We start from the raw sequence: 14,382 nt of genomic DNA, 5'->3' as shown, positions 1-14,382 counted from the left end.
TCATGCGCAGCAATCGTGCATCCGGCCTCGTGCTACCGAACCTGCCGCGGCGGCGGTTTGTGCAAGGTTTGGCTGCCGGCGGTGTCATCGCCGGTTTGGGCCTGGGTGGTTTCACTTCGGCGGCATCCGCTGCGTCCACCGCGCTGGGGACCGCACCAGTGCTGCGCGGCACCGAATTCGACTTGGTGATCGACGAGACGCCGGTCAACTTCACGGGCAAGCCGGCTATGGCCACGACCATCAATGGCATGCTCCCGGGGCCCACGCTGCGCTGGCGCGAGGGTGACACCGTCACCTTGCGCGTGACCAATCGCCTGCGCGAGCCGACGTCAATCCACTGGCACGGCATTGTCCTGCCGTTCGAGATGGATGGCGTACCGGGCATCAGCTTCCACGGCATTCCGCCCGGCGAGACCTTTACCTACCGCTTCAAGGTGCGACAAAGCGGCAGCTACTGGTACCACTCGCATTCGGGCTTCCAGGAGATGACCGGGGTCTATGGCGCCCTCATCATCGATGCCGCCGGCGGTGACGCGATCCGGGCCGACCGCGATTACAGCGTGCTGCTGTCGGACTGGACCGACGAAGATCCGATGCGCGTCCTCTCCAAGCTCAAGACGCAGGGCGACTACTACAACTACCACCAGCCTACGGTGGTGGACTTCTTCCGCGACGTTTCCAACGATGGCTGGAAGGCGGCCATGGAAAAGCGGGCCATGTGGAACCAGATGCGCATGAACCCGACCGATCTGGCCGATCTCTCCAGTGCAACGCTCACCTATCTGACCAACGGCGTCACGCCGGCCGGCAATTGGACGGGCCTGTTTACGCCGGGCGAGACTGTGCGGTTGCGCTTCATTAACGGCTCCGGCAACACGTTCTACGACGTGCGCATCCCGGGGCTGAAACTCAAGGTGGTTCAGGTCGATGGGCAGAACATCGAGCCGGTCACGGTGGACGAATTCCGCTTCGGCCCCGGCGAGACTTGCGATGTGCTGGTCGCGCCCAAGGACGACGCCTACACCATCTTCTCGCAGTCGATGGACCGTACTGGTTATGCACGTGGCACGCTGGCTGTCTGCCGGGGCTTGCAGGCTGCAGTGCCTGCGCTCGACAAGGTGGAATGGCTGTCCATGGCTGACATGATGGGTGACATGGGCGGTATGGGTGGCATGAGCCACGGTGGCATGTCGGGCATGGACCATGGTGCGATGTCCGGTATGAACCACGGCGGCATGCCCGGTATGGATCATGGCGACATGCAGATGATGGACGACACTGGCATGACCATGATGGACTCCGGCGGCATGCAGATGATGGACCACAGCCAGCATGCGGAATCCGGCGGAGCGGCTAACAGCTTGAAGGTGCCGAGCAAGACAGCACGGCACGCGCGCACGGAATACGGTCCGAGCACCGATATGCACGTCGACATGGCGCGCACCAACCTGGACGATCCCGGCGTCGGTCTGCGCAACAACGGGCGCCGCGTTCTGGTGCTCGCCGACATGCATACCATCGGCGGTCCGATGGATAAGCGCGGTCCGGAGCGCGAGGTGGAACTGCACCTCACCGGCAACATGGAGCGCTACACGTGGTCGTTCGACGGCGTGGAGTTCGGCAAATCGACACCTGTGCACTTCCGTTATGGCGAACGGCTGCGCGTCATCCTCCACAACGACACGATGATGACGCACCCCATGCACCTGCATGGTATGTGGAGCGAACTGGAAGCGCCGGACGGTACGTTCCTCGCGCGCCGGCATACCATCCCCGTCCAGCCCGCCCAACGGATCAGCTTTCTCGTCACAGCGGACGCGCTGGGTCGCTGGGCCTGGCATTGCCACCTGATGTTGCACATGGATGCGGGTATGTTCCGCGAAGTGGTGGTGGTCTGATGCTCGACTTTCACAGCGGATTGATCATGCACAAGCACGTAAGAACACTGTTGACTGTGGCGCTGGCTGCCGCCGGCATCGGCGTTGCCTCGGCCCAGGAAATCCAACTGATGAACGGGGAGACAACCCCGGCGTCCCAATCTGGCGCTCAGAATACTGGCAGCTCAATGCAGGGGATGGACCACGGCTCGATGCAAGGCATGGACCACGGCAGCATGAAGATGCAGGATGGTTCGGCGCCGCCCGACGCACGCGATCCCGATGCTTACTCGGGCGGATACCAGCTCGGCACCGGCAAATACGCACTGGGCGATCCCCGCCACATGATGATGATGGCGGACGCGCACAACTTTGGCTCAGTGCTGGTTGACCGGCTGGAGTGGGTGCACGGTAACGATGCCAATGCAACCGCCTACGAATTGCAAGCCCGGTTCGGCAGCGTGTACAACAAAGCGGTCCTAAAAGCCGAAGGCGATGTCTCAAAGGGGCGCTTCGAAGAGGCGCGCACCGAGTTGCTGTGGAGCCATGCCGTCACAACGTTCTGGGATACCCAGCTCGGTGTGCGGAATGACACGGGTTTCGGCCGACCCACACGCAACTGGGTGGCCTTCGGCGTGCAAGGTCTGGCTCCATACTGGTTCGATGTCGAGGCCACCGCCTATGTGGGCAATAGTGGACGCACGGCATTGCGTCTGTCCAGCGAATACGAGCTGTTGCTGACCCAGCGGCTGATCCTGCAGCCGCGCATCGAAGCCAACTTCTATGGCAAGCGCGATCCCGATCTCGCCGTTGGCAGCGGGCTTTCCAACGCGACGGTGGGCTTGCGGCTGCGCTATGAGTTCAGCCGCCAGTTTGCGCCCTATATCGGCGTCGAACGCAGTCAGGCATTTGGCGGTACCGCCAACATGATCGAAGCGGCCGGTGGGCGCCGCGGCGACACCCGTTTTGTTGCGGGTGTGCGCCTCTGGTTCTAGTTTTCTCAACTCCCAACCACAAGGGTGTTTCTATGTTCACGTCTCGTTTTGCCACCAAGGCCATCATTGGCACGTCCTTGGCGCTTCTGGCTTCGGCCGCGTTCGCGCATCCCAAACTGGTCTCTTCGACGCCCGCCGATCAGGCGGAAGTGACTGCGCCGACGAAGATCGAGCTGAAGTTCTCGGAGACCCTCACGACACAATTCTCCGGGGCCAATCTCGTCATGACGGAGATGCCCGGCATGTCGGGGCATAACCCGATGAAGGTTGGCGCAAAAGTCTCCGCCGGCGACGACGCCAAGACGATGGTCATCACGCCCGCACAACCGCTGACGACCGGGACGTACAAGGTGGAGTGGCGCGCGGTCTCGTCGGATACCCACCCGATGACGGGGAATTTCACGTTCAAGGTGAAGTAAGGCCATGGCGGACGATTGGCTCAATATCGCCCTGCGCTTTGGGCTGTACCTGGACTTGACGATCCTTTTCGGGGTCTCGCTGTTCGGGGTCCAGGCGTTGCGACCCGATCACCGGGCCACGGCGATTGCGCGCCGATACGTCCGTGCCGTCGGAGTCACTGCCGCATTGGGCATCGTGCTGTCGCTCTGGAGCTTCGTTGTCATGGCCAAGGCGATGACGGGGGCCACCGAGTACGCTGAACTCACCAGCCATGTCTTCAGCATGATGCTGACCACCACCGCGGTTGGCCTGGCCTGGATGGCGCGATTGGTGGCCCTGGCCGGATGCTTGGTCGCCGTTGCGCGTTTGCGGAAGCACCCAGCGCCTCACTTCGGCGTGTGCGCCGGGCTGGGTGCGGTGGCTCTGCTAACGGTCACTTGGGCCGGGCATGGGGCGATGGACGACGGTGTGAAGGGATACCTTCATCTCACATTTGATATCGCGCACGTTTTGGCCGCGGGCGCCTGGGTTGGCGCATTGGCAGCGTTTGTGCTGCTGGCGTCGACAAGACAAGCGGCCTCATCGGAAACGGTGGAAATCCTTAGTCACACATCCAATGGCTTCGCGCGTCTTGGGACGCTGATTGTTGCCACGCTGTTTGCGACAGGGACGTTCAACTATTTTTTGATCGTTGGGCCGACGATTAACGGGTTGTTCACCACGCCATACGGGCGCTTATTGTTGATCAAGCTGGCTTTGTTCGCGCTGATGCTCGGACTGGCCGCAGCCAATCGTTATCGGCTGAGCCCACGGCTTGCGGCGGCGGTTAGGGCCGCAGACCACGTCCACGCGGTGATAGCACTGCGCCGCAGTCTGGTCATGGAAACCAGCCTTGCCATACTGATTTTGGCGTTGGTCGCTTGGCTTGGTGTGCTTTCGCCGCCTGGAACCTGATACTGCTTACCTGTTTGCCGGAGGAACCATGATGATGAAATCGCCGACTGCCAAGCCCGTGTCCGCGACAAGACGGTCCCTGATTGCAGGTCTGTTACTGCTGCCTGCCGTAGCCCTGGCGCAAAAGGCCGGATCGAAACCCGTGATCCAGGTGTGGAAAACGCCGGGTTGCGGCTGCTGCAAGGATTGGCTTGCCCACTTGCGGGACAACGGGTTCGACGTGGTTGCACATGACGTCGAGGAAACGGTGGAAGCCAGGCGAAAGGCTGGCATGCCAGAGCGCTATGCCTCTTGTCACACGGGCATCGTGCAGGACTATGCGCTGGAAGGCCATGTTCCGGCACGCGAAATCAAGCGTCTGCTGCAGGAGCGCCCGAAAGCGATCGGGCTGGCGGTCCCCAGCATGCCGCTCGGCGCCCCTGGCATGGATGGGCCGGCATACGGTAATCGGCGCATGCCATACAACGTCCTGCTGATCGGATTGGACGGACAGGCCACCGTGTTCCGCGCATACAGCTGATGGGGTGTGACCGTCTCCTTGGCACCCGCAATCGTGCCACCGGTCAGAGCGTTTTGGCGATGGCTTCAATCGGCTTGATACCTGCGCCGAACCGGGCCATGGTTTCCCGGTGCTCGGTGAGGCTGGTGTAGGGCACATATCGGATGCCAAGTTCCGATACGCGGCTGAAGGCGGGGCGTGCAAGTTGAGCGCGCACGTCGGCCTCTCGTCCATCCGGCGCAACCAGGAACAGGTGTTTCTTCGCCGGCTGTTCTGTGCCCAGGGCTAAATCAAGCAGTCGCACGATGCCTGAGTAGATCGAAGTGGTGTGTTCGACCTCGAAGGCGGCTTCCACCTCCAGCGAAGCAGCGTTCAGCCAAACGACGTCGATAAGGGGCACGGTGTCGGCACCCGCTACCAACAGCGAGTTCGGCAACGTTGCCAGGCAGCCATCGCTGAGCACGCCGCCGTTGTAAGGGCGGCTACGGTCGTTGGTTGCCACCCATACTGCGAAGCCCAGTGCCTTGCCGAGATCGCGCAACCAGCCTTGCACCTCTGTATGGGAGGCATCGTCGGTTCGTCCCGCCTGAAGTTGTTTGGCGAAGGAGGCCGCTTCCTCGCGCGCCTTGGCCAGATTGCTCTCCCACTCAGCGATCGTGGCAGCATCGCCTTCTCGCGGCGGCGCCGGATAGCGCTCCATTCCGATATCGAACAGCAGTCCGGCAACTGCGCCCAAATCGTTGGACAGGAGGTCGCGGTAGCGACCATTCAGGGACAGCACACCCTCGCGCATGGCCAGGTAGTGGTCCCATTTCCCGAGCTTGACGCGAGAACCCGTCAGCGCGTTGTATCCGTTGACGATCGCGGTGTTGAAGGGAACCGCCAGCGTCGGGTGAATGAAGTACAGCAGGTTGGCGACGGCCGGGCCCAGCCCCTTGATGCCGTGTTGGTTCAACTGCTGAATCGCTTGAACCAGTTCTTGTTCGGTGTCGCAGCAATTGCACGTATGCAGCAGCCTGGCGAACGCTCGCTGATGATCGGCATTCTCATAGATGTCCGGGATGCGCAGTTTGGGCTTCCAGAGGAAGGCATGGTCCGCCCCCTTGAAGATCTGGCGCTGCTCTGCAATCGAGGAGACCACGGTTTCGAGGGGGGACCCGCGATAGGCGTTGCCGAATGTCCCAGCTTGAATCTCATTGACGACCGCGCCGATGCCGCGCCGAATGGAGCGGAAGTTCTTGAGGCGCTCCGGCCAGAGAAACCACGTCTGATATGTCCCGTCCCTGTCAGCTTTCCATCGCTCAATGAGCGTTCTTGTCAAATCGGTCATGCACGCCAGTGTTCTTCAAAAGATCGGAGTCTATCTTCTCAAAGAATGCGTTCAATTTGTCGCTCGTATGCGCGTCTTGTTTCGATAACCAGCGTGCTGGTGCCGGGAATGCTGTATGGGCGCAAACTGATTTCGGCGGACACCCTGGAACGTGCACCGCAGGCGTCAGGTGATACCAGTGTGGCTCACTGAGAGCAGGGTCGGTGGCCGTACGGCCAATTGCGAAGGTGTATGTTTTTGAAGTGTACGTTGCCCCTTGAATCCATAGAGGCGCGCTCCACCGCTTGATCCTATGACCTATTTTCTTTTCAAATCAGCACCTTAGATCGGATGTGGCGGATTTTTTACGAATCCCGGCCATCCCTCCCATTGGCCCAGGTGGCGAAGCCGCGCCGCAGCGAGTGGCTGCTGTAGCTACCCGCCTGCGCCAGGCCTGCGTCACGAAACAGCGAACGCAGCAACGGCACGATGCTGCTGGCCTGCAGCCCGTCGTCGGCCATCCGTCCCCAGCGATCGATCCGTCGGAACACGGGGCCGCCGGCCAATCCGGATGCGCCCAGCCAAGCCTCGTAGGCGGCGACCGGACACAAGCGCGACAGGGCCGGTGCCTTGTGGGTGGTGCCCACGTGGTTGCGGTCCGTCTTGGTGCGCGGCAGGAAGATCGTCATGCCCCGGCCGGCCTCGACCGTGATGTGCTCGATCTGCAGCCGGCTCAGTTCGTCGGAGCGGAAGCCCCGCCAGAAGCCGATCAGCACCAGCGCCTTGTTGCGGGCATGAACTTGTAGTGGATGGACGTTTCCCGCGGCCGAGTCTGCCGCAATTTGCGCGTCCAGCCACGCCACCAACTGCTCCAGTTGGGCGAGCTGCAGCGGCTTGGCACGTCGCTCCTGGGCCGGGTGCAGCGCCTGGATGCCCTTCAGAACCTTGCGGACATGTGGCGCTCGGGTGGGGTCCGGAAAGCCCTGCGAGATGTGCCATTGCGCGATCGCAGCCAAACGCTGACGCAGCGTGTTGATGGAAAGCGTCTGCGCGTGCTCGGCCAAATACTGCGCAATGTTGTCGGCGCTGGCCGGCAGGAAGCCTCCCCATTCCCGCTCGAAATGGCGGATGGCAGACTGATAGCTGCGTCGCGTGTGATCGCGGGTTGCGGCTTCCAGGTATCGGTCGATGTCGGCCATGAAGCAGTCGTGGTGGGCTGGATGGCCATATTGTCGCCGCTGCAGCACCGTGATGTGGCACCGGTCAACAGTGACCGTACTCCTTGCCATCAATCCATATTTCTACTACATTGGAAATATGGAAGAAAACGACGTCATCCGATCCCTCGCCGCGCTCGCGCACAGCCTCCGCCTGCAAGTTTTCCGCATGCTGGTGGTGGCTGGGCCCACGGGCATGACTCCAGGTGCGATCGCCGAACAGCTCGACGTGCCGGGTGCGACCTTGTCGTTCCACCTCAAGGAACTGATGAACGCGCACCTGGTGACGCAAGAGCGCGACGGCCGCAACCTGATCTACCGCGCGGCCTACGACCATATGGATGCACTGTTGGGCTTCCTGACCGCCAACTGCTGCCAGGGCGAAGCCTGCCTGGAAGCCGACACCACCGCATGCAAATGCTGACTGGAGATGCCAAATGAAGCGATTTCACGTACACGTTCACGTTGACGATCTTGGCAAGAGCATCGCCTTCTATTCGAAGCTGTTCGCCGCCGAGCCGGCGCGCGTGGAAAGCGACTATGCGAAATGGATGCTGGACGATCCGCGCATCAACTTTGCCATCTCCACGCGCGGCAGCGCCGCCGGAGTGGACCACCTCGGCTTCCAGGTCGATGACGCTGCCGAGTTGGCCGAGTTGAAGGCGCGAGCCGAAGCCGCAGACATGGCGTTGCTGGACGAGGGCGAGACCACCTGCTGCTACGCCCGTAGCGACAAGCACTGGATCACCGACCCGCAGGGCATCGCGTGGGAGCACTTCCATTCGCTCGGCAACATCCCGGTATTCAGCGAAGGCAAGAAGGAAGAAGTTGCTACTGAAGGCTCCGCCTGCTGCGCTCCGCGTGCGCCGGGTGGAAAGCCGATTGGGATTGCGGTGAAGTCGGGTTCGTCCTGCTGCTAGGAGCCCCTCCATGGCCGACAAGACCTACAACGTGCTGTTCATCTGCACCGGCAATTCCGCGCGCTCGATCCTGGCCGAGGGTCTGTTGAACCACCTCGGTGGCGACCGATTCAAGGCCTTCTCCGCAGGTAGCCACCCCGCCGGTGCGGTGAACCCGTTTGCGCTGCATGCCCTGCAGCAGTTCGGTATCCCGACGGACGGGTTCCGTAGCAAGAGCTGGGACGAGTTCTCGCAAGACGGCGCGCCCGAACTGGACTTCGTTTTCACCGTCTGCGACAAGGCAGCCGGCGAGGTGTGTCCGGTATGGCCGGGCCAGCCCATGACCGCCCATTGGGGTGTGGTTGATCCTGCAGCGGTGGAGGGTTCCGACGAGCGCAAGCAGCAGGCCATCCGCGATGCAGCCATCACCCTGAAGCGCCGCATCGAGCTGTTCCTGTCGTTGCCAATTCCAAAGCTCGATACCGTTGCCTTACAGAAGGCTGTGCGCGACATCGGCCAGCAATAACCCGATTTCTTCCCATGACTACAAACGTCCTTATCCTCTGCACCCACAACTCCGCACGCAGCGTGCTGAGTGAAGGCATGCTCAACCACTGGGCACAAAAGCTCGGCAAAGACGTGCGCGCCTACAGCGCCGGTAGCGCGCCGAGCGGCCGCCTCAACCCGTTTGCATTGGAAGCCCTCACCAACGCCGGCATCGACACCGCCGGTTATCGCAGCAAGAGCTGGGACGAGTTCGTCGCTGACGGTGCGCCACAGATGCGCGTCGTCATCACCGTGTGCGACAGCGCCGCCGCCGAGCAATGTCCCTACTGGCCGGGCAGCCCGGTCAAGGTGCATTGGGGCTATGCCGACCCATCCAACGCTCCAGGCGGCGACGAGGGTAAGCGACAAGCGTTTGAGGTGACGCGCCAAGCCATCGGCTACCGCATGCTACAACTGCTGGCGTTGCCACTCGATACGCTCTCCAACGCCGAGTTGCAAGCGCAGCTCGAACGCATCTCGCAAGACTGAACGCCATGGTGGATCTGCGCAGCCGGCTTGCCGCCGAAGCATTGGGCACGGCGCTACTGCTCGCCATTGTCATCGGGTCCGGCATCATGGCCGAGCGCCTGGCGGGCGGCAACGTCGCGGTGGCACTGCTGGCCAACACAGCTGCCACGGTCGGCGGCCTCTACATCCTGATCGAGGTGTTCGGGCCGATCAGCGGCGCGCACTTCAATCCGGCTGTCCGTGCGGTCATGGCGGCACGCGCAGAACTGCCCGGTTCGGCGCTCGCTCCCTACATCGCGGCACAGCTTGTGGGGGCGGTACTGGGTGCATGGCTGGCGCACGCCATGTTCGACATGACGATCCTGCAGTTCTCGACCAAGGTGCGCAGCGGACCGGGGCAATGGATTGCCGAGGCGGTGGCGACCGCGGGGCTGCTGCTGGTGATTCTGCGTGCGCCGAACGGTCGTGCCTCTTCCATGGTGGCGGCCTACATCGGTGCGGCCTACTGGTTTACGGCCTCTACGTCGTTCGCCAACCCGGCGGCCGCGTTCGGACGCATGTTCAGCAACAGTTTCGCCGGCATTGCCCCAAGCAGCGTACCGGGTTTTGTGCTGGCCGAATGCGCTGGCGCGGTGCTCGGATTGATGCTGCACCGGATGCTGGAGCCGCGTCTGGCGCGTCGCGGGCATCCCAACGTCATCGAGTCCTCCGGCGAACACCCGGCGGATTGACTTCTCCAATGAGCACACCTGACTTTCGCCCTGCACGCCCTGAGGACTATCCAGCCATTCGCGCGCTGCTCATTGAGGAAGGGCTGCCGAGCGAGGATGTTGCGGTCGGGCAAGTCAGCCGCTTCCACCTGGCTGTGCAGGATGGAGAGCTTTTGGCTTGTGCAGGGTTGGAGCTATACGGGTCGGATGCGCTGCTCCGATCGGTCGCCGTCGCCAAATGCGCCCGCCAGAACGGTCTTGGCCGCGCCCTCGTGGGAATCGCCGAGCGCGATGCCTTTGCCATTGGCGTAAGCCGCCTCTTTCTGCTGACGACGACAGCAGCAGGCTACTTCACCGCGCTGGGGTACGAGCGCTTCGACCGGCGCTTGGCGCCTGGCTCGCTTCAATCCAGCTCGCAATTCAGCTTGCTGTGTCCGGCGTCCGCCACGTGTATGACAAAGAACCTGCTGTAATCGCGGGAAAATGCCCGTTTGTGTCGCGACGACCTCAAGGGAGCGGATAGACTCGTGGCGCGGCCATACGGTATGGGCGCGACCAGCGCGGCTCAAGCGACCGCGGTTCTCGGCCTCGCTATGGCAGGATCGATCCACCCGACACAGAGCCAATCGCTGTGACTGCACCCACTCGCACCACCTTGAGCCAGATACCCGCAGGGATTTGGATGCTTGGCTTTGTCAGCCTGCTGATGGACATTTCGTCGGAAATCATTCACAGCCTGCTGCCTGTCTTCATGGTGACCGCACTCGGCGCGAGTGCCTTCTATGTTGGCCTCATCGAGGGTGTCGCCGAGGCGACTGCGTTGATCGTCAAGGTGTTTTCGGGCGCATTGAGCGACTACCTCGGCAAGCGTAAAGGGATCGCGGTGCTGGGCTATGCCCTTGGGGCGCTGTCTAAGCCGTTCTTCGCGCTGGCGCCAGGGGTGGGAGTCGTGCTGGCGGCGCGTCTGGCCGACCGGATCGGCAAGGGCATTCGGGGCGCACCCCGTGACGCGCTGGTCGCAGACATTGCGCCACCGCATCTCCGAGGGGCAGCCTTCGGGTTGCGGCAGTCTTTGGATACTGTGGGCGCCTTTCTCGGCCCCCTGATCGCCATTGGCCTGATGTTTTTGTGGGCGAACGATTTCAGGGCTGTTTTCTGGGTGGCCGTCATCCCGGGCATTCTCTCGGTGTTGCTCCTTCTGGTCGGCGTGCGGGAACCGGATACCCACATCGGCGCCAAGCGGACCAACCCGATCAAGTGGGCGAACCTTGTCCGGCTTGGACGTCCATACTGGCAAGTGGTCGCAATTGGAGCGCTGTTCACGCTGGCGCGCTTTAGCGAAGCGTTTCTGGTGCTGCGCTCCCAGCAGGTCGGCCTGCCGCTATACCTGGCGCCGCTGGTGTTGGTCGCGATGAACGTCGTCTATTCGCTCTCGGCCTATCCGTTTGGCAAGCTGTCCGATCGCCTACGTCACACCACGCTGCTGGCGTGGGGCCTTGGGGTCCTGATTCTCGCCGACCTGGTGCTAGCAGTAAGCGCGCATTGGGCCGCCACGCTTGCCGGTGTGGCAGTGTGGGGCCTTCACATGGGCATGACGCAGGGGCTGCTCGCCACCATGGTCGCCGACACCGCCCCAGAGGATTTGCGCGGTACTGCTTTCGGCTTCTTCAACCTGGCCAGCGGCCTAGCGCTGCTGGTGGCCAGCGCCTTGGCTGGCCTGCTGTGGGACCAGCTCGGGGCCGCTTTCACCTTCTATGCCGGCGCTGCCTTCTGTGTGGCCACCATCGCGTTGATCATCCTTGCGCGGTATGGCGCGCGGAGGCTGTCGTCGGGCGAGACGGCAGGTGCCGGGCGTATGCGCCGGTGACGGCAGCTCACTTGAGGCTGTACGAGTCCGACGCGCTTCGGCCGGACCCCTGGTTCGCGGTAGGCTGACGCTTATGCCTTGTTCGATGCAGACCGCACGTTGTAGGCGATCATGCCGGCAATGATCAACAGAATCGCCACCTGGGCCAGCACGGTCTGCACAGAGGGGTAAATTCCCAGCACGTCGATGCGCGGCATCGAAATCGGCGTGATGTGCAGGAAGCCGACCTTCTGCAGCGCTGCGACCCCTTTGCCGATCAGCACTACCGCCAGGACAGCGACCAGAGCCGAACTGAAGGCAAAGAACTGGCGGATCGGCAGGCGTGCCGAGGATCGCAGTAGAACAACGGCGATGGCTGCCAGGATGGCGATCCCCGAGCCCAAGCCGGCCAGCAGGTAGATGCCGTTGCCTTCGCTCCACAGTGCGGCGTAGAACAGCACTGTCTCGAACACCTCGCGGTACACCGTCACGAACGACAGCACGAACAGCATGATCGCCGAGCGCTTGTTCAGCGCCGACGACAGCTTCTGCTTCACGTAGGCCTGCCAGCGACCGGCCAGGCTCTTCTGGTGCATCCACATCCCCACGCCAAGCAGGACCACGGCCGCAAAGATCGCCGAGAAACCTTCGGTCATCTCGCGGCTGGCGCCGCTCAAGTCCACCAGATAGGTGGCGACGGCCCACGTCAGCCCACCGGCGGCCAGTGCAACAATCCAGCCGGCATGGACGTACGGAAGCACGTCCGTGCGCTCCGCTTTCTTCAGGAACGCCATCATGGCGACCACGACGAGCAGCGCTTCAAGGCCTTCGCGCAGCAGGATCGTCAAGGCGCCCAGGAAGGTCGACAGCGGATCGTTAGTGCCGCCCAGCGCGTCCTGGGCTTCGGTCAACATGGTCTGCAGACGCTGAGCGATTTCCTGCACTTGCCCTGCCTGTCCGGTTGTGATGGCGTTGCGGTACAGCCCCATCGTCTTTTCGATGTCCTGGAACAGCGCCTGGTTCTTGGCGGCCAAGGCGGGCTCAACCGGCTCGAAGCCGTCGAGGTAGGCGGAAAGCGCAAGGCGCGAGGCGGTCGCTTTGTCACCTTGGTCGAAGGCGGCCACGCTTTCCTTCAGCTTGTCCTTGGCAATCGCGAGACTGTCAGCGGTGGACGCGCTCAGCACGTCCGGAGCGCTTCTGAGGTAAGCGGTCAATTGCCGCGCAGCATCCGGGCTGGTCGACTTAGCCAGCGACGCCTCGGGCGTCTGGCTGAGTTTGGCGAGCGTGGGCACCGCGCCATGCAACTCAGGGCGGGACGCCCACAACTTGGCGCCGGCTTGCCGATCCGCATCGGAATACGACAGGGTCGACGCAAAATAGGCGAGCGCCCAGCGATCGTCGTCGGTGAGCTGCGCGAAGCTCGGCATCGAGGTGCCCTCGACACCGCGCGTGATGATCTGCTGGAGCGCGAAGACGCTGCGCTCCTGAGCCCGTTGATGATCGGCCAGGGCAATGGGCGGCGGACTCAGTTTGGCGGCCAGAACGCCATCGGCGTGTCCGGAGCTACCGTGGCAGGACGCACACTGATTTTGATACAGCGTGGCCCCACGCTTGAGGTCGGGCACCTTGCTGGGCGCCATTGGCACCGGATAGGCTGCCAGCAAGCTATCCGCGAGCTTGTGCGCCTGCTCACCGACTGCGGCTGGCGCGGCTTTGTCGGCGATTTGCGAGCGCAATGCCCCGGCATCCTTGAGCAGTGCTTGCGTGCCGGGCCCCGCCGGCAACTCTGCAATCTGGCGCTCCGCCGCATGCGCAAATTCCTGCATTTCGGCGTACTCGTCGGCATTGGCGACCTGCCCGTCCTTGACGGAGCGGCCGTAATCGACCGCCAGATAATCAAGCAACTGCCAGACCTGCTTGGTCTTGTCTTGCGTCGACAGCGTGTCGGCGTACGCGCTTGAGACCGATGCCAGAAGGTAGAACAGGAGGAGAGAAACGACGCGCTGCAGCTGCATGAAAAACCTTCCGGCGAAGCGGGAGAGATTGCCTTAAATGAGAATGATTGTAATTCATGTTTCGCAGCAAAAGCCATCCACGTCCTCCCTGCAGCCGTGCAGGCGGTTCCTGAGAGATGATCGGCGCGAAGAATCGGGACGATGACCTGTGGGCTGCGTATCAGCCTTGACGGGTGACGTCAGCGTCGCACCCGTAACTCGCGTCGGACAACCCTTGCAGGATCCCGCACGCTTCAGCGGCCCGGCCATCGGAGCAGCTTTCGCGCAACGCGTACAGATGGCGCTTCAAGGCCGCAAGCGCCTCGATGCGCCGCTCGACCTCATGGATATGCTTGTCCAGGAGGGTGTTCACCGCACCGCAATCCTCGCGCGGTTGCTCGCGGTAGCGCAGCAGAGCCCGCACGTCGCTCAGCGGCATGTCCAGCGACCGGCAGTGGAGGATGAACTGCAGCCGTTCAATGTGCCGCTCGCCATACAGCCGGAAATTTCCTGAGCTGCGCTCAGGCGGCGGCAGCAGGCCTTCGCGCTCGTAGTAGCGGATGGTTTGAACCGGGCACGCCGTGCGCTTGGCCAGTTCACCGATCTGAATCGTCATGATGTTGGGCAGGAGTCTCTTGACTCTATAGTAACTATAGAGTGTGTACTTAA

General features: G+C 62.5%; 16 protein-coding genes. 12 read left to right on the top strand and 4 right to left on the bottom strand.

Going from position 1 to position 14,382, the window contains the following annotated elements:
• The first annotated feature begins 2 nt into the window (after positions 1 to 2).
• From ACUXH0_RS14770 to ACUXH0_RS14750, 5 genes are read left to right on the top strand one after another with little or no spacing between them, the layout of a single operon-like run.
• Positions 3 to 1,898, top strand: coding sequence for a copper resistance system multicopper oxidase (locus tag ACUXH0_RS14770; RefSeq protein WP_009241688.1), 1,896 nt, complete (start codon positions 3 to 5; stop codon positions 1,896 to 1,898).
• Positions 1,898 to 2,872: a copper resistance protein B gene (locus ACUXH0_RS14765; RefSeq protein WP_009241687.1), complete on the top strand. Its 975-nt coding sequence runs from the start codon at positions 1,898 to 1,900 to the stop codon at positions 2,870 to 2,872. The genes ACUXH0_RS14770 and ACUXH0_RS14765 overlap by 1 nt, the downstream gene beginning before the upstream one ends.
• 32 nt (positions 2,873 to 2,904) lie before the next feature.
• On the top strand, positions 2,905 to 3,291 hold the full coding sequence (copC, locus tag ACUXH0_RS14760) for a copper homeostasis periplasmic binding protein CopC (RefSeq protein ID WP_009241686.1): 387 nt from the start codon (positions 2,905 to 2,907) through the stop codon (positions 3,289 to 3,291).
• Between the two features lie 4 nt (positions 3,292 to 3,295).
• Entirely contained in the window at positions 3,296 to 4,225 is a 930-nt protein-coding gene (gene copD / locus ACUXH0_RS14755) for a copper homeostasis membrane protein CopD (RefSeq protein ID WP_009241685.1), read from the top strand.
• Between the two features lie 31 nt (positions 4,226 to 4,256).
• Positions 4,257 to 4,745, top strand: a complete 489-nt coding sequence (locus ACUXH0_RS14750; protein ID WP_021197391.1) for a DUF411 domain-containing protein — start codon at positions 4,257 to 4,259, stop codon at positions 4,743 to 4,745.
• 43 nt (positions 4,746 to 4,788) lie between these two features.
• Here ACUXH0_RS14750 and ACUXH0_RS14745 read toward each other — a convergent pair whose 3' ends face one another.
• Both ACUXH0_RS14745 and ACUXH0_RS14740 read right to left on the bottom strand, forming a co-directional pair.
• Positions 4,789 to 6,054 carry a hypothetical protein gene (locus tag ACUXH0_RS14745; protein WP_009241683.1) on the bottom strand — a complete coding sequence of 422 codons (1,266 nt, stop codon included), beginning with the start codon at positions 6,052 to 6,054 and terminating at the stop codon, positions 4,789 to 4,791.
• 344 nt (positions 6,055 to 6,398) lie between these two features.
• Positions 6,399 to 7,232: a site-specific integrase gene (locus ACUXH0_RS14740; RefSeq protein WP_009241682.1), complete on the bottom strand. Its 834-nt coding sequence runs from the start codon at positions 7,230 to 7,232 to the stop codon at positions 6,399 to 6,401.
• Positions 7,233 to 7,350: 118 nt separating this feature from the next.
• Here ACUXH0_RS14740 and ACUXH0_RS14735 point away from each other — a divergent pair, with 118 nt between their 5' ends.
• The 7 genes from ACUXH0_RS14735 (at position 7,351) to ACUXH0_RS14705 (ending at position 11,740) form a co-directional block, all read left to right on the top strand.
• Positions 7,351 to 7,674, top strand: a complete 324-nt coding sequence (locus tag ACUXH0_RS14735; protein ID WP_009277705.1) for an ArsR/SmtB family transcription factor — start codon at positions 7,351 to 7,353, stop codon at positions 7,672 to 7,674.
• 13 nt (positions 7,675 to 7,687) lie between these two features.
• A complete protein-coding gene (locus ACUXH0_RS14730; RefSeq protein WP_009241680.1) occupies positions 7,688 to 8,170 on the top strand; it encodes an ArsI/CadI family heavy metal resistance metalloenzyme in 483 nt (160 codons plus the stop codon).
• 10 nt (positions 8,171 to 8,180) lie between these two features.
• Complete coding sequence (locus ACUXH0_RS14725; RefSeq protein WP_009241679.1) at positions 8,181 to 8,675, top strand: arsenate reductase ArsC; 495 nt, start codon at positions 8,181 to 8,183, stop codon at positions 8,673 to 8,675.
• A 14-nt stretch (positions 8,676 to 8,689) separates the two neighbouring features.
• A complete protein-coding gene (locus tag ACUXH0_RS14720) occupies positions 8,690 to 9,184 on the top strand; it encodes an arsenate reductase ArsC (protein WP_009241678.1) in 495 nt (164 codons plus the stop codon).
• A gap of 5 nt (positions 9,185 to 9,189) precedes the next feature.
• Positions 9,190 to 9,894: an aquaporin gene (locus tag ACUXH0_RS14715; protein ID WP_009241677.1), complete on the top strand. Its 705-nt coding sequence runs from the start codon at positions 9,190 to 9,192 to the stop codon at positions 9,892 to 9,894.
• Positions 9,895 to 9,902: 8 nt separating this feature from the next.
• Positions 9,903 to 10,346, top strand: coding sequence for an arsenic resistance N-acetyltransferase ArsN2 (gene arsN2, locus ACUXH0_RS14710; protein WP_009241676.1), 444 nt, complete (start codon positions 9,903 to 9,905; stop codon positions 10,344 to 10,346).
• A 209-nt stretch (positions 10,347 to 10,555) separates the two neighbouring features.
• A complete protein-coding gene (locus ACUXH0_RS14705) occupies positions 10,556 to 11,740 on the top strand; it encodes an MFS transporter (RefSeq protein WP_009241675.1) in 1,185 nt (394 codons plus the stop codon).
• Between the two features lie 71 nt (positions 11,741 to 11,811).
• Here ACUXH0_RS14705 and ACUXH0_RS14700 read toward each other — a convergent pair whose 3' ends face one another.
• Both ACUXH0_RS14700 and cadR read right to left on the bottom strand, forming a co-directional pair.
• Positions 11,812 to 13,734 (bottom strand): cytochrome c/FTR1 family iron permease, encoded by a 1,923-nt coding sequence (locus ACUXH0_RS14700; RefSeq protein ID WP_009241674.1) that lies wholly within the window; start codon positions 13,732 to 13,734, stop codon positions 11,812 to 11,814.
• Positions 13,735 to 13,894: 160 nt separating this feature from the next.
• Positions 13,895 to 14,329, bottom strand: coding sequence for a Cd(II)/Pb(II)-responsive transcriptional regulator (gene cadR, locus ACUXH0_RS14695; RefSeq protein ID WP_009241673.1), 435 nt, complete (start codon positions 14,327 to 14,329; stop codon positions 13,895 to 13,897).
• Between the last annotated feature and the right edge of the window lie 53 nt (positions 14,330 to 14,382).

Source organism: Ralstonia sp. 110700041-2 (assembly GCF_056280165.1).
The sequence above is the reverse complement of the archived record's forward strand: the minus strand, read 5'-3'. Positions and strand labels throughout refer to the sequence as shown.